Annotated in this window: 15 protein-coding genes and 1 tRNA gene; 10 read left to right on the top strand and 6 right to left on the bottom strand. The window is 55.8% G+C overall.

Going from position 1 to position 18028, the window contains the following annotated elements:
- Positions 1-116 precede the first annotated feature (116 nt).
- Complete coding sequence (locus JFV30_RS29940) at positions 117-1115, top strand: GGDEF domain-containing protein (RefSeq protein WP_201125860.1); 999 nt, start codon at positions 117-119, stop codon at positions 1113-1115.
- Between the two features lie 136 nt (positions 1116-1251).
- Here JFV30_RS29940 and JFV30_RS29935 read toward each other — a convergent pair whose 3' ends face one another.
- The 3 genes from JFV30_RS29935 to gabD form a co-directional block, all read right to left on the bottom strand.
- Positions 1252-2460 (bottom strand): HDOD domain-containing protein, encoded by a 1209-nt coding sequence (locus JFV30_RS29935; RefSeq protein ID WP_201125859.1) that lies wholly within the window; start codon positions 2458-2460, stop codon positions 1252-1254.
- Positions 2461-2597: 137 nt separating this feature from the next.
- Complete coding sequence (gene gabT, locus JFV30_RS29930; RefSeq protein WP_010168817.1) at positions 2598-3875, bottom strand: 4-aminobutyrate--2-oxoglutarate transaminase; 1278 nt, start codon at positions 3873-3875, stop codon at positions 2598-2600.
- A gap of 182 nt (positions 3876-4057) precedes the next feature.
- The gene (gabD, locus tag JFV30_RS29925) at positions 4058-5500 is read right to left on the bottom strand and encodes an NADP-dependent succinate-semialdehyde dehydrogenase (protein ID WP_010168815.1); all 1443 of its coding nucleotides are present in this window, start codon (positions 5498-5500) and stop codon (positions 4058-4060) included.
- A gap of 395 nt (positions 5501-5895) precedes the next feature.
- On the opposite strand from gabD, the gene JFV30_RS29920 reads away from it, so the two are divergent.
- The 9 genes from JFV30_RS29920 (at position 5896) to JFV30_RS29880 (ending at position 14143) form a co-directional block, all read left to right on the top strand.
- Positions 5896-5972, top strand: a tRNA-Arg gene (locus JFV30_RS29920).
- Positions 5973-6139: 167 nt separating this feature from the next.
- Positions 6140-7375 carry a tyrosine-type recombinase/integrase gene (locus tag JFV30_RS29915; protein ID WP_012721617.1) on the top strand — a complete coding sequence of 412 codons (1236 nt, stop codon included), beginning with the start codon at positions 6140-6142 and terminating at the stop codon, positions 7373-7375.
- Positions 7376-7658: 283 nt separating this feature from the next.
- Positions 7659-8498, top strand: a complete 840-nt coding sequence (locus JFV30_RS33335; protein WP_242487123.1) for a hypothetical protein — start codon at positions 7659-7661, stop codon at positions 8496-8498.
- 100 nt (positions 8499-8598) lie between these two features.
- Positions 8599-8919 carry a helix-turn-helix transcriptional regulator gene (locus JFV30_RS29905; RefSeq protein WP_201125858.1) on the top strand — a complete coding sequence of 107 codons (321 nt, stop codon included), beginning with the start codon at positions 8599-8601 and terminating at the stop codon, positions 8917-8919.
- Positions 8916-9221, top strand: a complete 306-nt coding sequence (locus JFV30_RS29900; protein ID WP_201125857.1) for a hypothetical protein — start codon at positions 8916-8918, stop codon at positions 9219-9221. Before JFV30_RS29905 ends, JFV30_RS29900 begins: the two co-directional genes overlap by 4 nt.
- A 532-nt stretch (positions 9222-9753) precedes the next feature.
- Positions 9754-10038: a hypothetical protein gene (locus JFV30_RS29895; RefSeq protein WP_201125856.1), complete on the top strand. Its 285-nt coding sequence runs from the start codon at positions 9754-9756 to the stop codon at positions 10036-10038.
- Positions 10035-10307 (top strand): DUF3077 domain-containing protein, encoded by a 273-nt coding sequence (locus tag JFV30_RS29890; protein ID WP_017478646.1) that lies wholly within the window; start codon positions 10035-10037, stop codon positions 10305-10307. The genes JFV30_RS29895 and JFV30_RS29890 overlap by 4 nt, the downstream gene beginning before the upstream one ends.
- Entirely contained in the window at positions 10304-13192 is a 2889-nt protein-coding gene (locus JFV30_RS29885) for a DUF927 domain-containing protein (RefSeq protein ID WP_201125855.1), read from the top strand. Before JFV30_RS29890 ends, JFV30_RS29885 begins: the two co-directional genes overlap by 4 nt.
- A gap of 93 nt (positions 13193-13285) precedes the next feature.
- Entirely contained in the window at positions 13286-14143 is an 858-nt protein-coding gene (locus JFV30_RS29880; RefSeq protein ID WP_201125854.1) for a hypothetical protein, read from the top strand.
- A gap of 247 nt (positions 14144-14390) precedes the next feature.
- Here JFV30_RS29880 and JFV30_RS29875 read toward each other — a convergent pair whose 3' ends face one another.
- The 3 genes from JFV30_RS29875 to JFV30_RS29865 form a co-directional block, all read right to left on the bottom strand.
- Positions 14391-15149 (bottom strand): hypothetical protein, encoded by a 759-nt coding sequence (locus JFV30_RS29875; protein ID WP_201125853.1) that lies wholly within the window; start codon positions 15147-15149, stop codon positions 14391-14393.
- On the bottom strand, positions 15119-16333 hold the full coding sequence (locus tag JFV30_RS29870) for an ATP-binding protein (protein ID WP_201125852.1): 1215 nt from the start codon (positions 16331-16333) through the stop codon (positions 15119-15121). Before JFV30_RS29870 ends, JFV30_RS29875 begins: the two co-directional genes overlap by 31 nt.
- Positions 16334-16404: 71 nt before the next feature.
- Positions 16405-18012 (bottom strand): hypothetical protein, encoded by a 1608-nt coding sequence (locus JFV30_RS29865; RefSeq protein WP_201125851.1) that lies wholly within the window; start codon positions 18010-18012, stop codon positions 16405-16407.
- Between the last annotated feature and the right edge of the window lie 16 nt (positions 18013-18028).

Genomic DNA, 18028 nt, shown 5'->3' with positions numbered 1-18028 from the left:
CGCTGATAACGGAACTTCGCTGCAAATTCCCCCTCTCAAACAACACTTCGCCATCCCGGCGGCCCTTGTTGTGACCGCTGCCCAACCCCGCGGCATGCCCAGAGAGAGTTGTGCCGATGGTCCCCGAACAGACCTTCACCGACCCACCCGTCCTCGACCAGCCACGACCGGCCGCCGCCGCTACGTTGCTGGAGCTGATGCATGCCCAGGGCGAAGTGGAGCGCTTGAGTGAACGCGAGCAACTGCTGAGTTCGCTGCTGGTCAGCGTGAACGCCGTGCTCTGGGCCATCGAGTGGGACACCCGCCGCGTGCTGTATGTCAGCCCGGCCTATGAGCGGGTTTTCGGACGTACGGCAGGCATGTTGCTCGCCGACTATCAGGAATGGCGCAACAGCATTCACCCCGAAGACATCGACTACGCCGAACACAGCCTGGCCCAGGTGCTGCACAGCGGCGCCGTGGAAGACCGCGAGTACCGCATCATCACCGCCGACGGGCAGATCCGCTGGCTCAGCGACAAGTGCTACATCAACCAGCAGGCCGAGCCTGGCCAGCCGGTGATCGTGGTGGGCATGGCCGAGGACATCACTGAAAAGAAGCACCTGGAACTGGAGCTGCACCGCCTGGCCACCACCGACGTGCTGACCCGCAGCAGCAACCGCCGGCACTTCTTCGAGTGCGCCCACCACGAGTTCGAACGCGCCTGCCTGCAAGGCACGCCCCTGGCGTTCCTGCTGCTGGACATCGATGACTTCAAGGTGGTCAACGACACCTACGGCCACCTGGAGGGCGATCAGGTGCTGCAGCGTATCGCCGAGAGCGGTCGGGGGGTTCTGCGCCGTGGCGACCTGTTCGGGCGCATTGGCGGCGAAGAATTCGCCGCCGTGCTGCCCGGCTGCGCCCCGGAGATGGCGATGCAAGTGGCCGAACGCCTGGGCCACGAGATTGCGCAACTGAGTTTCAGCCATGACGGTGAGGGCTTCGCGGTCACGGTCAGCCAGGGCCTGGCCAGCCTGACCGCCGAGGACGCCAACGTAGACAGCCTGTTCGCCCGTGCCGACGCCGCAATGTATGAGGCCAAGCGCCAGGGCAAAAACCGCGTGCTCACGGGCTGACGCACCACGATTCCCTGTGGGAGCTGGCTTGCCTGCGATAGCATCACCTCGGTGCAACTGACACACCGAGGTGCCTGCATCGCGGGCAAGCCCGGCTCCTACAAAAGCCAGCTCCCACACTGGCCCGCATCGCCTGCTAGGTTTTGCGCATACGCGCCAATTCCGGCAAACCCACCTTGAGCAAGCGTGCGGTCTTGCTTTTCGCCAGCGCTTCAACGCCTTCATGCTCGGTCAGCCGTGCGAGTTGCGCCGCCAGGTTCATCACCAGCGCTTCCCGGGAATACACCCCGCCTTCCAGCGAATAAATCGCCGCGATCAACTGGCGCAACTCCAGCGGCAAGCGCCAACGGGTGCGCAACGCCGAGCCGTAGGCCGCACCGAAGGTGTAAAGGGACTCGCCTATCGCTTCGTTATCCAGTTCGCCGCCGCCCTGCAACCAGTCTTGCAGGCACCGCAGCAAGGCCAGGTCGCCGAGGCGATGGAGGATGCCGGCGCTGTAGCAGCGCTCGTGATCCAGGTCGAGCATGCGCGCCAGGCTGCGGGCGTAGTCGGCGGTGCGTTGGGACAGTTGCCAGTGACGCTCGGCGTAATCCACAAGGCTTGGGTCGCTCAGCACCACGTTGTGCTTGAGGGCGAGCCCCAGGATCAGGTTCATGCTCTGCCCGGCCGCCAGCTTGTGCAGGGCCATGGACAGGGTTTGCACCGGCGAACCGTGATGGCCGGCGCTGTTGGCGGCAGCGATCAGCACCGCAGTGATTTGCGGGTCCATGCGCACCTGCTCTTCCAGGCGCTTGAGGTCCAGGCCTTCCGGCTCCAGGCTGTGCTGCACCGCGGCCTGCACGTCGACCCGCAGCGGCGCGCCATCGGAGGCTTCGCGGCGCCGTTCCAGAAACACCGGCAAGGTCATGCCCGGCGCCAGGGCCGGGACTTCGCAGTACACCGTCTCGCCTTCATTCAGCAGCAGGTCTTGCAGGCGCTGGGTCAGGCCTTCCATGTTCAGGGGTTTGGTCAGGTACGCCGTCGGCGCCAGGGGCAAGGCTTCGCGCACGCTGGCGCTGTCGTTGCGGGTGCTCAGCAGGATAAACGGCAGCAGCGGCGAACGCCGTTGCTGGCGCACGCTGCGCAACAGGCTCAGGCCATCGACGCCGGGCAGCTCCCAGTCGGCGATGATCAGGTCATAGGGTTTCTCTCGCAGCAGCTCGGCGGCCCGCTGGCCATCGGCACACACATCCAGCCGTGCGTCACAGCGCACATTCAGCAACACCTGCTTGAGCAAATCCCGGGACCAGGGTTCGGCCTCGGCAATCAACACACGGGGTACAGCCGGTAAATCAACAGCAGTCATCCAGCACGCTCCATCGGCAATACCAGCACCTTAGACAAAGGAGCCGCCTGCGTACAATGAACAACGGCTGAATACCGTTCATCGGGCACAAAAAAACCCGCCTGAGCGGGTTTTTTGTCGATCAGGTCAACTTTTGATCACAGCTCGGAGAAGCACTCTTCGATGATCGCCAGGCCTTTGTCCAGTTGCTCGTCCGGCGAGGTCAGCGGAACCAGCACGCGCAACACGTTGCCGTAGGTGCCGCAGGACAGCAGGATCAAGCCCTTGTCGCGAGCCTTGGCCACCACGGAAGCAACGGCAGCGGCGTTCGGCTTGTGGCTGTCGCCACCTTCGAACAGCTCGACCGCAATCATCGCGCCCAGGGCACGCACTTCGCCGATCACCGGGTACTTGGCCTGGATAGCTTTCAGGCCGGTGACCAGGCGCTCGCCGACAGCCTTGCAGCGGTCCAGCAGGTGCTCTTCTTCGAACACTTCCATCACGGCCAGGGCCGCGGCGCAAGCAATCGGGCTACCGGCGTAGGTGCCGCCCAGGCCGCCTGGAGCAATGGCGTCCATGTATTCAGCCTTGCCGCACACACCGGCCAGCGGGAAGCCGCCTGCGATGGATTTGGCGAAGGTGGTCAGGTCGGCAGCAACGCCCATCTGTTCCATGGCGAAGAAGGTACCGGTGCGGCCGGCGCCGGTTTGCACTTCGTCGGCGATCAGCAGGATGCCGTGCTTGTCGCACAGTTCACGCAGGCGCTTCATGAAGGATTTAGGCGCGACGTAGAAACCGCCTTCGCCCTGCACCGGCTCGATGATGATGGCAGCGATATCACGCGGCTCGGCATCGTTCTTGAAGATGCGTTCGATGCTGGCGATGGAGTCGTCGTCGCTCACACCGTGCAGTTCGTTCGGGAACAGCGCGCGGAACACGCCGCCTGGCATCAGGCCCATGCCGGCCGAGTACGGCACGACTTTGCCGGTCAGGCCCAGGGTCATCATGGTGCGACCGTGGTAGGCGCCCGTGAACGCGATCACGCCGGCACGGCCAGTGGCGGCACGCGCAATTTTCACGGCGTTTTCTACCGCTTCGGAACCGGTGGTGACCAGCAGGGTTTTCTTGGCGAAATCACCCGGGACCTTGGCGTTAACTTTTTCGCACAGCTCAACGTACGGCTCGTAGGCCAGTACCTGGAAGCAGGTATGAGTCAGCTTGTTCAGTTGCTCGGTCACGGCCGCGATGATTTTCGGGTGCACGTGGCCGGTGTTCAACACGGCGATACCGCCGGCGAAGTCGATGAACTCGCGACCTTCAACGTCGGTCACGGTGGCGTTCTTCGCCGACTCGGCGAAGATCGGGTGAATCTGGCCAACACCGCGGGGTACAGCGGCTTCGCGGCGTTTCATCAGGGATGCGTTGGTCTTGCTCATAAAGTCCTCATTCGCCACTCATCGGGTGGCGTGGTCCAAGGAATACGTGGCGGGGAGGCAACTACGGCAGCATGCGATGATCGACTGCCACAGCTTTCCCGGCCACTACGAATAACGGTGTGAAACACGCAAAGGGACAGCGCTCTCGTGCCCTCTGCGTTTACTGCAATCTCGCGCCGGGCTTAGATGCCCAAGCAGAGGTATTTGATTTCCAGGTAATCCTCGATCCCGTACTTGGAGCCTTCACGGCCCAGGCCCGAAGCCTTGATGCCGCCGAACGGCGCCACTTCGTTGGAGATCAACCCGGTGTTGACGCCGACCATGCCGTATTCCAGGGCTTCCGCCACACGGAACACACGGCCCAGGTCACGGGCATAGAAGTAGGAAGCCAGGCCGAACTCGGTGTCGTTGGACATCGCGATCACTTCGGCTTCGTCTTTGAAGCGGAACAGCGGCGCCAATGGGCCGAAGGTTTCTTCCTTGGCCACGGCAGCGTCTTTCGGCACGTTGACCAGGATGGTCGGCTCGAAGAAGTTGCCATCGATGACCTTACCGCCGGCCAGCAGGGTGGCGCCTTTGCTCAGGGCATCAGCAATGTGCTCCTGAACCTTGGCCACGGCCTTCTCGTCGATCAGCGGGCCAGTGGTGGTGCCTTCTTCCAGACCGTTGCCGATCTTCAGCTTGGCCACGGCCACTTTCAGTTTCTCGGCGAACGCGTCGTACACCGAATCCTGAATGTACAGGCGGTTGGCGCAGACGCAGGTCTGGCCGTTGTTGCGGTACTTGGAAATGATCGCGCCTTCGACGGCCTTATCCAGGTCTGCGTCGTCGAACACGATAAACGGCGCGTTGCCGCCCAGTTCCAGGGAGACTTTCTTGATGTCCTTGGCGCATTCGGCCATCAACTGGCGACCGATTTCGGTGGAGCCGGTGAAGGACAATTTACGCACGATCGGGTTGCTGGTCAGCTCGCTGCCGATATCGCCGGCGCTGCCGGAGACCACGCTGAACACGCCTTTCGGAATGCCGGCACGCTGGGCCAGCTCAGCCAGGGCGAACGCGGAGAACGGGGTTTGCGACGCAGGCTTGAGCACCATGGTGCAACCGGCGGCCAGGGCCGGGCCGGCTTTACGGGTGATCATCGCGGCCGGGAAGTTCCACGGCGTGATGGCGGCGGTAACGCCGATCGGCTGCTTGATCACGATCAGGCGCTTGTCCGGCTGGTGGCCGGGGATGACGTCACCGTAGACACGCTTGGCTTCTTCGGCGAACCACTCGATGAACGAGGCAGCGTAGACGATTTCGCCCTTGGCTTCGGCCAGTGGCTTGCCCTGTTCCAGGGTCATCAGGCGGGCCAGGTCGTCCTGGTTCTCGATGATCAGTTCGAACCAGCGACGCAGCTTGTTGGCGCGGTCCTTGGCGGTGAGTGCACGCCAGGCCGGCAGGGCCTTGTCAGCGGCTTCAATAGCGCGACGGGTTTCGGCGGCGCCCATTTTGGGCACGGTACCGAGGATTTCGCCGGTAGCGGGGTTGTTGACCTTGATCGTTTGACCGTTGTCCGCATCGACCCAAGCGCCATCAATGAAGGCTTGCTGGCGGAACAACTGGGTGTCTTTGAGCTGCATGTCGGCTTTCCTTAACAGCACCGCGCACGCGCGGAGCGAATTAGAGTTGTTGAAAGGCGCCTTGAGGGCTGCCGTCAGGGAAATCATTCACTGGGCTGAAGCACGTAAATAGCGCACGAAAGGACAAATGTGCGGTTCAGCACCCAGACAAGAGCGTTTGAAATCTCAAACGAATCCTAGGATCAATGGGGGTACAGGGCAATAGTCTGTTCGAAAAAAAGAACGAAAACGGCGCATTTGCTCCATTTTTCTGATCAGCGTATTTCAGGCGAGTTCCACCTCAATCCGTCGAAACGCCCGGCACAGGGCATCAGCGACGCGTAATCCTACGGGAAGGCGGCCAAAAAGCGGCATGGACGCCCAAGGTCGACATGGGTATGATGTCGCCCGCACAAGCATCCGTAGCTCAGCTGGATAGAGTACTGCCCTCCGAAGGCAGGGGTCGTGGGTTCGAATCCCGCCGGGTGCACCATATAGCAGTCTCGGGCTGTCTCAGACAGTCTCCGAAACACCCCAAGAAGCCCGCCCCGTGCGGGCTTTCTTGTTTCTGGCTATCCATCCCTGTCTACCCCTATAACTTCCCGCCGTGTATGCCCACGTGTATGCTTTGAGATTCCTATAACTGGAGGCATACAGGAAGTGAAGCGCACTGAAATCAAACGCCGCCCCTTAGCAGACACCACACTTGCAGGCCTGGAGCCGGAGAACGCTACGTATCGTGAGCAGGACGGGAATGGCCTGTACTTCCGGGTGAAACCTAACGGGCAAAAATCGTGGGAGCTACGCTACAAAAAGCCAGACGGGAAATGGTCGTGGCTGGGTCTCGGCGGCTACCCGGATATCAGTGGCTCATTGGCGAGACAGAAAGCAGCTCAACTGCGGGAAGACGCATCGACCGGCAAAAATCCATTGGTGAGCAAGCAAGCTCGCAAGGTTGCCGACCAGGTTGCTGCCAACAATACGTTTGAAGCGTTAGGCCGTGAGTGGTTTGAAGCCAGACGCACAAGCTGGGAAGCAGGCACGTCCCGACGAGTGCTGGGAGCACTGGAGCTTCATGTATTCCCTGTCTTCGGCAAGCGCGTGTACACAGAAATATTGCCCCTGGAATGGATGGAGTTTCTACGCGGCATGGAGCAGAAGGGGATCATTGAACAAATGGGTCGAGTCCGTGCCTTTTGCAAAGAGATCTATGACCTGGCCCGCGTAACAGGACGAGCCGTCCACAACCCCCTTGAAGGTCTCAGCAAATTCCTGCAATCACGTAGCGCCGAAAACTACGCACACGTTTCGATTGAAGAACTACCTGCACTACTTCGAGCGATCAACTCCTACCCTCATGCAAAGGATGTTCGTATAGGGCTTCGTTTGCTTTCACTATTAGCATCGCGCCCGAGCGAGATTCGAGAAGCACGCTGGTCAGAAATCGATCTCTCCAAAAAGTTATGGACGATCCCTGCCGAACGAATGAAGCGTCGACGCGAACATGTTGTGCCTCTCTCTCGACAGGCAATCGAAGCGCTCACCGAGTTACGAACACTGACAGGTGCGTACCCTCTCCTATTTCCAGGCAGGAAAGACAGGACAATTCCCCGTAGCAACACCGTCTTTCTAATGGCGCTACGCAGACTGGGGTATGCAGGTCGGCAAACAGGCCACGGCTTTCGTCACATCGCGAGCACCATACTCAATGAGCAGGGTTTCGATGAGAATCACATTGAGGCCCAGCTCTCTCATGCAAAGGAGGGGATTGCCGGGGTCTATAACAAAGCGGTGTACCTCCCTCAGCGCAGAGTGATGATGCAGTGGTACGCCGATCATCTTGATGCGCTAGTGAGTGGAAATGTCGTGCAGGGGCAATTTGGAAAGGCAGTATGAGAGCATATACCCAACCCCCCGCTAAAACCGGTGTAACGGGTGTTACTCGTGTAACGCCCATCGCCAAAAGCCCGGTTTCATTGGGTTTCACGTACGTTACACAGTTGAGCAGCTTAGCGTTCATCCGATGTAACACTGCCCGTGCGTGTAACGCCAAAATCAGCGCATGGCTGCTGCGGGCAGGCGTTCTTGCACCTCTGCCTACAAAGCGGCTTTCGCTGGTTACCCGCTTTGAATCCAGGGCGTGGGACTCTACGCTACACGTGACCGATTACACTTCGCGATGACTGATCACCAACCCATCTTGCACTTGGCGTTAAGCCGGGGCCTGCTCAGTTATCTCTCCGCGCAACCGCTCTATGACCTCTGCCGTGAGCAGGTCGCTGACGCCTGCCGCTTGATCGACCAATGCTGTCTGCGCCTTCATGGTGACGAGATCAACAAAGATCTCGCCAGCATGTGCATTCAGACGAAGATCCATGAGGAGACGATTTTTCAATACGCCTCCACCGATACCAAAGCACGCCTCGCGCATTGGGTCCGCATGTATAGCAATTGCTACTCGGCGTCAGATCGCGATGCTCATGCGGGCTACATCATGGCTTGTGCAGTAAAAGCGCTAGAGACGTTAGCCAACTGGATGCAGGCAGCCGATCAAAAGGCTTGGCCTCACGTTACAGAACCTCCTGCTGACTTGCCGTGGGACCTCCACTGCGAGCTCGTAGAGATGCAAGTCGATCCGGATGAGCGCATTCAGACACTTGATGATTACGCCTTCTATCTTGAACCCATCACATACCTACCCTGCCTTGCCGACGATGAACTAAGACCCATCGCCGACCGAGCGATTAAGAATGCCATCCGCAAAAAAGGCGGCATCATCAGCGGCATGCACCGTAACGAGGAGATCAGCGTTCGAGACGCCGCGATAGTTAAACAGGGTCGTCACTACCGCGCAGCCGGGATGTCCAAACGTAACGTCGCGACGAAGGTGCATGCTTGGCTACAGCGTGAGGTCGCCAAACCTCCAAAACAACGGCATGAGTGGATTGCACTTGAGACCGAAAAAACCCTAACTCGTAAAAGCGTTGAGGCCATTCTCAAACGCAACTTGGTGCTGTAGCTAAAATTTCAATTGATTTCAATTGGAAGTGAACTGCTCACCGAAGCCCTATATCTAGACCATTGCTCTCGCCAGTCCAAACCAATCGAGAGCAATACCAATGACAAAGAACATCACCCGCACGTCCGCTCCAATCCTCCCAAATTTTGCCAGCCCCCTCGACTCCACCTCCGTAGTACCAGACTTAGCAACTCCATTTGACCCCGCCACCACCCTCATCCGAATGCCGCGTCTTGAGATCGTTACAGGATTCAAGCGCTCGACGATCTACAAACTTATGCAGTGCCCCGATAGTGGTTTCCCACAGCCGGTCAAATTGAGCAACAGCACCGCGCGCGGTGCACCGGTTGCCTGGGTCCTTTCCGAAGTTCAAAGCTGGGTTAAAAGCCGCATCGAAGCACGCGACCGGGTGGCAGCATGAAAAATCGAGTCGCCAATAGAGCCATTTTGCAGCCCTTTTCTGTACTCAGAACAGTCGGATTTACGCCTCGATGGATGCAACGCTTCGAACGCTATCGCAAAGAGCAAAAACGCCTGAACCGGGACGTGATGGTGATGCGATGGGCAGACGGCATCTGGTGCGCACTATCAGTTCCCTGCCAAGCCCCCCAAGCAATCATCGTCGACGAAGGCCAACAAATCGACGCCTACGAGGATGCACGCACCTGCCTAGATAGCGACTTCTTGCCCTTTGTTTCCCTGAGCTGGGAAGTCCATGCCTGAAATGAAAACGCCCCCGGCGGCAACCGGAGGCGTTGAGGTAAATCTACATGCCTGATCAATTTATGCCGCATCAAAAAAATCCGCAAGCTGTGACCACAGTTGCACTTTCAAAAAACGGACGTTACTCTTCGGTCGTCGCTGCAAATTCAGCGACCGGGTTTTGCAGCCCGAACATCGTTAGGCGCATAAGCGCCACCGTTCCGAAAGCAGGCGCTTTTTTTATGCCTGCAACTTCGCTTTATGGTGGCTGTGCGTGGGGCGCTCTCGAGCGCGCCGGGTGCCTAACGTCCCGGTCTGCAAACCTGCGTACAGCCGCCACCCAATCTTGTTTTGCAGCGAGTAGTGGCGGTTCCTCAACGTTAGGAGCCTCACGCATGACACACGCCCTCAATCCGTCCAAAATTCGCGCCGCCGCTCATCGAGCTATGGCTCTCGCCGCTTTACACGCCAACTCCAGCCTCGCTACACGCCTTTCCCGTTACAACGTCCATATGTCCAAGGCGAGAGCCTTGGAAGCCGCAGGGGGTGCCCAATGAGCATGCTCCCAGGCTTTACACTACCCGAGGATCTCCTCTGCGTCAGCCAGGACGCCGAAGCTGGTCTGCCCATCGACGCGATCACCTGTGCGCTCGACCGTGCCGATTCAGTTCTCATGCTGCTGGAAGATCACTTAGACGGCGATAAACCCCTGCTGTCCAACCGCGTGCTGTCGTCTGTTATTTGGGACGTGCGCGGCACCTTGGGTTTGATCAAAACACTCACCATGTACGGTGATGCATCTTCTGTGCCGATGGGCCAGAAAGGCGGTGCGCTATGACCCACTCCAGCACGCGTGGACGCTCCGAGTTTTCCCCTGCCAACGGTAACGGCCAAAACCTGTTTCGGGTAAATGCCGGTATCCCGTTGGAGGACGCACTTGAAGCCGTCTCCCAGATTCTGCACCACGCCAATCAACTGATCCTCGATGCCGCCATCAGCGATGCGGGCGAGCGTTTTAGCTGGCCTGCGTTCTACCTCGGCGAGATGGCCAAGGCGCTGATCGACGACGTGAACGAGGCACTGCTTGAGTCGAGGACCGCACCATGACTCAGCGCACCGGCAACACCTCAAAACGTCCGAGCTTTGCCGACGTAAAAAGTGCCGCACTGAAGAACATCGACCGTGTGCTTTCTCACTGGCTGCAGAACGGCAAACGCGTTGATGGCGGCAAGGAATACACCGCACCTAATCCGACGCGTTCAGACAAGCGCGCTGGCTCGCTCAAGATCAATTTGAGCAAAGGAACCTGGGCGGATTTTGCCACCGGCGATAAGGGCGGCGACCTGATTGACTTGGTGCGTTACATCGACGGCGGCACGGACGTTGAGGCCTGTAAAAAACTGGCAGATTTGCTCAGCGTTTCCGCAGGATCTGCGACCACCAAAAGCACACCAGCCAAGAGCGCAACGCCGGAGTGGATTGCGATTCAACCGATCCCGGCCGAGGCCATGAACAAGTGCCCTGTCAAACACCGGCAACACGGTGTTCCGTCCAAGGTTTGGATCTATCGTGATGCCCAGGGCCAGCCGGTCATGGCGCTGTATCGCTTTGACCTGGACCCAGATGAAGACGGCAAGCCGCGAAAGGTCTTTGCGCCGTTGACCTGGTGCAAGCGCTCCGATGGGCAAACCACACAATGGCGCTGGCAAGGGTTGCCGGAGCCTCGGCCATTGCTGCGCCTGGATGAACTGGCACAGCGGGCCGATGCGCCAGTGGTGTTGTGTGAAGGCGAAAAGGCCGCTGACGCCGCTGCTGAACTCATGCCCGAACACGTGGCCACCTGCTGGCCGAACGGTTCCAACTCTTGGCACAAGGCCGACCTGACGCCACTCAAAGGGCGCATGGTGGTGCTGTGGCCGGATAACGATGCGAGCGGCAAGACCTGCATGGACGCCATCGAACTCAAGGTGATTGAGCTGGGCGCCGCGTCAGTCCAACGAATTGCGCTCGACGTGTTCAAGTTCAAGCCCAGCAGCAAAGGCGGAAAGCCCACGCTCATCAAGGGTGGAAAATGGGCAGACGGCGACGATGCAGCGGATGCGTTAGCCAAAGGCTGGACCGCTGCCCACGTCGCCGAGCTGGTGCGCAGCGGTGAGTTTTTCGGCAGTGCCGCTGAGCCAACTGAACCTCAAGAACAGAAGGCCAAGGCGGCCGCCAAACGCCCTGCGAAATCGAAAAATGATCTATTGCCGGGCGGCTTTCGCCTGACGTCTGAAGGGGTGTTTTATTCCGGCGATGATGGCGAGGCGCGTCCTGTGTGTTCGCCTCTCGAAATCATCGCCCGTACTCGCGACGACAAGGGCCACAACTGGGGCTTGTTGGTCGAGTTCGACGACCCGGACGGCGCCAAAAAACGCTGGAACATTCCGGCACGAACCATGACCGGCGACTTCGGCAAGGATGTACTCGGGCCGCTGGTCGACATGGGCCTACGCCTCGCGGGAAGCCGGTCTGGACGTAACGCACGCAATGATCTGCAGAGTTATCTCGGCGGCTTCGACAGCGCCCAGCGCGCACGTCTGGTAACGCGCTTGGGTTGGCACGACAAGGCCTTCCTTTTGCCCGAACAGCAAATCGGCTCGCACGCCGAACACCTGCATTTTTACGAAGCCGGTGCCCAGCTACCACCGATCAGCGAGGCGGGCTCTCTGGAGCAATGGCAGCAGCAAATCGGCGCGCTGTGCGTTGGCAACCACCGCTTGGCATTTGTCGTTTCTGTGGCCTTTGCAGGCCCGTTGCTGAACCTGCTCGGACATGAGTCGGGCGGTTTCCACCTGTACGGCGACAGCTCCGGCGGCAAGACCACTCACCTGCAAGTCGCTGCCTCGGTTTATGGCGGGCCGCGCCTGGTGCGTTCGTGGCGCTCGACAGATAACGCCCTGGAGTCCATCGCCGCCGCACACTCAGACGGCCTCCTGGTGCTGGATGAAATTGGCATGTGTGATCCACGCATTATCGGCGAGACGGTCTACATGCTCGGTAACGGCACCGGCAAAGCCCGGGCGAATGATCGAGGACAAGCGGGCCGACAGGTGCAGGAGTGGCGCTTGCTGTTTCTCTCGACCGGCGAGAAGACGTTGGCGCAACACATGGCGGACGCAAACAAGGAATTGAAAGCGGGCATGGAGGTTCGCATGCTAGCCGTGCCTGCGGATGCGAGCAAAGGACTTGGCATGTTCGATGTGCTGAACGGCTTTGAGGATGCAGCCGCCCTTTCCGACGCGCTCAAGGCTCGTGTAGCCAAATACTACGGCACCCCCCTCACCGCCTTCCTGCAAGCATTGTGTGCGCCTGGAGAAATGCTCAGGTGGTCGGTGATCGTTCGCCGCACGGTGGAGCAGTTCATCACCCAAAACCTGCCCACCTCGGCCAGTGGTCAAGCCCAGCGTGCCGCCCTTCGCTTCGGGCTCGCAGCAGCGGCCGGTGAGTTGGCCACCGCCTTCGGCGTCACCGGATGGCCGGACGGCACAGCCACGACCGCCGCACGGGTGTGCCTGCACGCGTGGCTAGCCGAGCGTGGCGGCGCCGGTAATTTCGAGGGCGATGCGATTTTGGCGCGACTGAGACAGGTCATCGAGCGCTTTGGTGAAAGCCGCTTTACCCGCTGGGAGTCTGCCGCCGCCAAGATCGATGAGCACGGCCCACGCACGATTGATCGACTGGGCTTTCGCAAGACGATGGAACATGGCATGGGCGATGCCCTGCACACCACCAACACCTACTACGTGCTGCCGGAAGCATGGCGCTCAGAAATCTTCCGAGGCATGAACCTGAGTGCGGTTAACAAAGAGCTCCTGCGACGAGGCGTTTTAGAGCCTGGAAAGGATGGCAAAGCTTCGACCGCAGTGCGACTACCGGGGCTGGGCTTGCAGCGCTGCTATGTGGTTGTAGCAGTGCCAGAACAAGGTGATCACGGCGCCCAGGCAGCGTAATAACGGCCGCTCCATGAGGAATGCAGGCTCACCTTGGCCTGGCCCGCCAACGAAAAAAAAAATCAATCAACCTTTCGCCTTTAGGAACGCAACATGAACCAGCTAAAACAGCAACAAACCGCATTGATTCAAGAACTGGAAACACTGGAAGAAAGCCTGCCACAACTAGAGACCGAATGGCGCAACGCACCCAGCGGATTCAGCGCGAATGGCAACGTAATTGGAAGCCCTGAAAGCCGCGAGGCTATGGAAAAATTATCAAGCGTCAAAGCCCGCATAGATGCGATTCCCGGTGAGCTGGCATCAATTGATCGCAAGTTTCAACACCTGGAGAGGCTGGAAAAAATTGATCAGATCAAAGCTGACGCGATTCAAGCAATGACCGATACAACCGCTGAAGTCGAAGCGCTGGAACGTAAAAAAGCGCACTTGAGTGAGCGGTTTCAGACAATTCAGTCAGAAGCCGATCAAGCCCTGGAAAAGGCGCAAAAAGCTGAGCACGACGCTGCAACGTCCTATGCCAAAAACCTCGCAAGCGGTGATGCGGAAGGCGAAAAATCAGCAACCAGCGAGATACAAAAGGCTGCTAAGCAACTGGCAACAACGAACGAGCAGGTCAGAAGGCAAGACCTCATCCTCGGTGCTCTGCAAGTCGAGCTTGATACTCTTGAGGCTCAAATTACGAATGCCCGCCAACGTTGCGAGGAAGCCAAGGCGACAGCATTGAGTGCCGTCGGATATGCGCTGGGTGAGGAGTGGAACGCGGCAACCGAGCAGCTGCTCGCTGTGGGCGCCCGGATAATTGCCGTAAGCTACCTAAAAGGCGGAACAGGCGATGCCTTGTCTGGACTTGAGGTGCCTCGCTTCGGCCCCTTCCATTCTAGGCTTGATCGTTCGGACCTTACAGCAGCAGCAAGCGATGTTTCGTTTGCCGATCTGCTCGCAGGTTGAACCCGAACCAGCCCGCGCAAGCGGGCTGGTTAATCACGTCACAGATGTACATAAAAACTAGCGACCTAATCGTAATGAAAACTAATGATACCCAAAATCAAGCAAAGCTTATTTCGCATTCCGAGTACATCAACAACAGTGACATCGCTAAAACTCAAAAGTAAAAATCCGCTAAAATATTATCCAAACCTTTATTTCGACCGCACGCGAAATCCCATAAAACTTAGTGAGTCGTGTCAGAACAGCATTATACATCCCTGCCTGTTAGAGCGCGATCGATGATAAATTTTGCAATCTTTTCTAGCTTTACTTCAAACCCCCACCTCATACTACCAATCGAAAGCTTCTGATAACCAAGTGCCATCCTTGTCATTTCAACCTTATTGCTAGCGCCCCATTGAGTGCGCCCTAAGGCTGCCGGCTTACTACTCTCACCCGCAACACTCGTCTGATCGACTACGCCGTGATCCACCAGGTAAGTATTGATAGCCTCATGAAAAGCGTCGTATCTTCCCAACTTAAATGGGGTGCCGGATAACGTATCGCTGTGTTTAACCGCTCCTTTCCAGCATTGCGTAACAGCATGCCATATCGCATCATCCGGGAAGTAGTTCTCAACTTCTCGCCCTCCTGTATAGCAGAATAACGCTGCGCCAGCTCGTTCCTCGTTAAGCCTTAACACTTGATCATATATTTTTTTTGCAGATGGCTTCAGCGCAGTTAGCTCCTTCCCTTTCTCTGGCTCAACTCTGAAATCGCTATCAACAATTATAACCGGATGCCGGCAGAGACTTAGAAGGTCATATAGTGCTGACACCCTCAATAAATCTTGATCATCTACCACATCCAAATAGGAAATAAGACCACCTCCGTAATGCATTATCGTGTAGTGAAAGCCCTCTTCAATTTCCGGAGATTGCCTGGCAAAATATTGTGCCAACCAATGACGATAAAAAATCAGTTCAGTTGGACCCTCTACCCATACAATGACATTTGCCGTAAACAAAGTCCTCGCGGGCTGAACACCCAAAGCTTCCAACAGACGAAAGGCATCTCCGCGCGTTGTAACTTTATTGATAGACAGCGAAGGAGCGGCAGCATCTTCGGAATATTCATAATCACAGCGAAAAACACGGCCCTTATCATAAAATAGCGGAGCAAACTCAAGGGCGTGAGTTGCAAGAAAAAAGTACGCTTGTCATTTTTTATTAAATCAAGAATACGTATTCTACGAGTGGGATGAAGACCATTTTCCGGTTCATCCCAGATTACAACGGCGGCATCCGACAACGCGCCTGTCAAACCAAAATAAGCAAGAGATACTTGAGTCCCTGACGATGCCAAACGATAATCAACGCCATTGACAATTAAGTGCTTTTTGGTTTCTTCCTCAAAAAAATCAACCTTGTGTTGCAGTAAATACTGGAGATCACTTTCCGCTTGTCTAAATTTTTTATTTTGAGCTGTTCGCCCAGACTTCAAAGTGCACAAATTGTTTATAAGATCAGGAATAGAATCCTCAATTGCTTTAGTTGGATTCACAAAGAAGACTTCCAGTAATTTTAATCCACCTAGGAAGCTATCAACCTCGGATCGAGAAATTTGACTACTCCCGTCAGCGAGAATTAACTCCACAATAGACGCCTCATCAAACTTAGCCTTAGCAAGATTGATATTTTCTGAAACACCAGAAATCAAACTGTGTATTCTTTGCCGAGAGTTGGCATCGCTCACACCATTCAGGCGGGCTTGGGTATCCGACAGTTCTTTCTCTCCTGCAGTAATAGAGTTAAATATAATATCCAGCTCATGCTTCGTTGACGGGGTGGAGAACCTAACCCTATCACCATAAGTTATAGAGTCGATCAGAAACACGCCGTCACTGCAAGTAATCACAAACTCAAGAATATTACTTTGTCCGGCAAAGAATACTGAGCTAGGGACGTCATCATCCGTAACACTGAAAGTCAGAGTGGCACGCGAAAAGACTTCCCAAGCAGGGAGCTCGGAAGAAATATTGTCTTTTATTGTTCGACAACTCAAAATTTTTAAAGCAAAAGATAACACTCGAAGAGCTGTGGTTTTTCCTGTTCCATTTGGCCCCACGAGGACATTGACCTTCCCAAGGTCTTCAAAGTTAAATGTTTGATAACCCGGCAAACCTTCGCAGTTAATGCTTAACAGTTTCATTGACCGTCTCAAATTATTGACTTTACTCACCAATTGCATAATTGGCATCAGCGGCAGACATAGTAAAAAAGTTACGGAGCAGTATTTTTTCTCATATCAACACGCCGGTTTAGAGCACTATCTAAAACCGGATCCGTCAAAGGGTTAGGGCTAACAGTCACACTAACTGGCTTCGACTCTAGATTAACTGGAGGGCCGATAGCTTGAGTGCTAGGCGGCTCATTTTGAACTACAACGGAAGCCTTACCCGACTCCAGATATAAATTCCCCCCTACAAAACCTGTAATCAATAGCGAAACAATCAACAACCAGACCCGTGCATAATATGCAGAAAGCCTACTCAAATAGTCCCGATTACTGATTCTAATTGGATTTAGCGCCGAATCGATCTCAGCCTCCGCTATCACACCTAAATAATTCCTCTTTAGCAATTGTTCAATAGACTCATACGCCTTATCAAACTGCCTTAAAGAACTTACTCTCGCGCCAAACACCCAAACACTCATCAAAACAGACAATACTACTACTACCCATATATACGTCATGGAAAAAATTGCGCTGGCACTAGTATCTTTAAGCCCATTAACCACTACAACGGTCAACACAAACGTCAACAATACAAAGATTCCGTTCTTTAAAGAATCCACAAATGAATCCACGAGGTCGTGCGTTTTTTTAACGGCATCGACCAATACATCCGTTATTTTCCCCTTGACCTCCAAGTAACTCTCTACATTTTCCTTAAGGTATATTTGGTAGTTAGAGTTAATTGCATTGAACACTTCCGAATGCTGAGAAAGCTCATCCAAGCCGGAGATATACAGCGACAAAACATTACGTGCCAGACCAATCTTATCGGAGCTCCCCCCCCCTGTATAAGCCCAATCCACGATTTTATACATCAGGTCTGACGCATCCGCCAAGCCGTCTAGCGAAGTAACTCCGGTTACATTTCTGTAACCGCACAACCGATACTCTAAAATATTGGCCTCATCCAGTTCGGCCGAGTTAACCAAGTAAATAGCCGAAACCAGAGTACGGGCCTTCTTAAAAAAAAGGTCGACGTCTGGAACTCCTATCTCTTTCACAAAATTAAAATCATGGGGAATAAAAGAGCCCGGCAAACTTCTACTAAATGAGTTATCCTTAAACACTTCAAACATCGACCGCCTAATTCTTTTACCGTCTTCGCCATTAGAGTTATCGTCGCTAATCCCTACAGACTGAAAACTAATGCTAGAGCTCCCCCCGCGCTCGATCGGCGATGCGCTTTCAAAAACAAGTTTATTATCAAACCTCACACTTAAAACAGTTAGAACCTGCAAAATCGGAGTCGTTGCCAAATAGTTTCCAAATAGCTTTGGCTCGTACAAAGAAATTCGTTGATCTATTACATTTTTGTGTACGATAAGTTCGAGAAAGAAACGAGCGTTGTCTTCGTCGTCACTCAACGAAAGAAGTTCGTGAACATCTTGGAGTTTGGAGTCAGAAAGCTCGTTAAACGAAAGCGACTCACCGTCGTAGCCTAAAGTCAGAGCGACTCTATCACGAGGTATTATGAACTTCCGCCACATTGAGAAAGTATCATCTACCAGCTGGCGAGCTTCACCTATGTTACACGAACATTCGGCACACAGACGGTATTGATCGAACCGCTCCTCTGCCAAGGTAACGGTCATACGAGATGCTAGATCA

Source organism: Pseudomonas sp. TH32 (assembly GCF_016650855.1).
Lineage (GTDB): Bacteria > Pseudomonadota > Gammaproteobacteria > Pseudomonadales > Pseudomonadaceae > Aquipseudomonas.
Note: the sequence above shows the minus strand (reverse complement) of the source record. Positions and strands in the feature narration are given on the sequence as shown.

What these genes read in the sequence shown, in the direction of transcription:
- JFV30_RS29905 (WP_201125858.1), top strand. Translation starts at nt 8,599, where the DNA reads ATGACAAAGAACATCACCCGCACGTCCGCTCCAATCCTCCCAAATTTT.
- JFV30_RS29935 (WP_201125859.1), bottom strand. Translation starts at nt 2,460, where the DNA reads ATGACTGCTGTTGATTTACCGGCTGTACCCCGTGTGTTGATTGCCGAG.
- JFV30_RS33335 (WP_242487123.1), top strand. Translation starts at nt 7,659, where the DNA reads ATGACTGATCACCAACCCATCTTGCACTTGGCGTTAAGCCGGGGCCTG.
- JFV30_RS29895 (WP_201125856.1), top strand. Translation starts at nt 9,754, where the DNA reads ATGAGCATGCTCCCAGGCTTTACACTACCCGAGGATCTCCTCTGCGTC.
- JFV30_RS29940 (WP_201125860.1), top strand. Translation starts at nt 117, where the DNA reads ATGGTCCCCGAACAGACCTTCACCGACCCACCCGTCCTCGACCAGCCA.
- gabD (WP_010168815.1), bottom strand. Translation starts at nt 5,500, where the DNA reads ATGCAGCTCAAAGACACCCAGTTGTTCCGCCAGCAAGCCTTCATTGAT.
- JFV30_RS29900 (WP_201125857.1), top strand. Translation starts at nt 8,916, where the DNA reads ATGAAAAATCGAGTCGCCAATAGAGCCATTTTGCAGCCCTTTTCTGTA.
- JFV30_RS29870 (WP_201125852.1), bottom strand. Translation starts at nt 16,333, where the DNA reads ATGAAACTGTTAAGCATTAACTGCGAAGGTTTGCCGGGTTATCAAACA.
- JFV30_RS29865 (WP_201125851.1), bottom strand. Translation starts at nt 18,012, where the DNA reads ATGACCGTTACCTTGGCAGAGGAGCGGTTCGATCAATACCGTCTGTGT.
- JFV30_RS29890 (WP_017478646.1), top strand. Translation starts at nt 10,035, where the DNA reads ATGACCCACTCCAGCACGCGTGGACGCTCCGAGTTTTCCCCTGCCAAC.
- JFV30_RS29885 (WP_201125855.1), top strand. Translation starts at nt 10,304, where the DNA reads ATGACTCAGCGCACCGGCAACACCTCAAAACGTCCGAGCTTTGCCGAC.
- JFV30_RS29880 (WP_201125854.1), top strand. Translation starts at nt 13,286, where the DNA reads ATGAACCAGCTAAAACAGCAACAAACCGCATTGATTCAAGAACTGGAA.
- gabT (WP_010168817.1), bottom strand. Translation starts at nt 3,875, where the DNA reads ATGAGCAAGACCAACGCATCCCTGATGAAACGCCGCGAAGCCGCTGTA.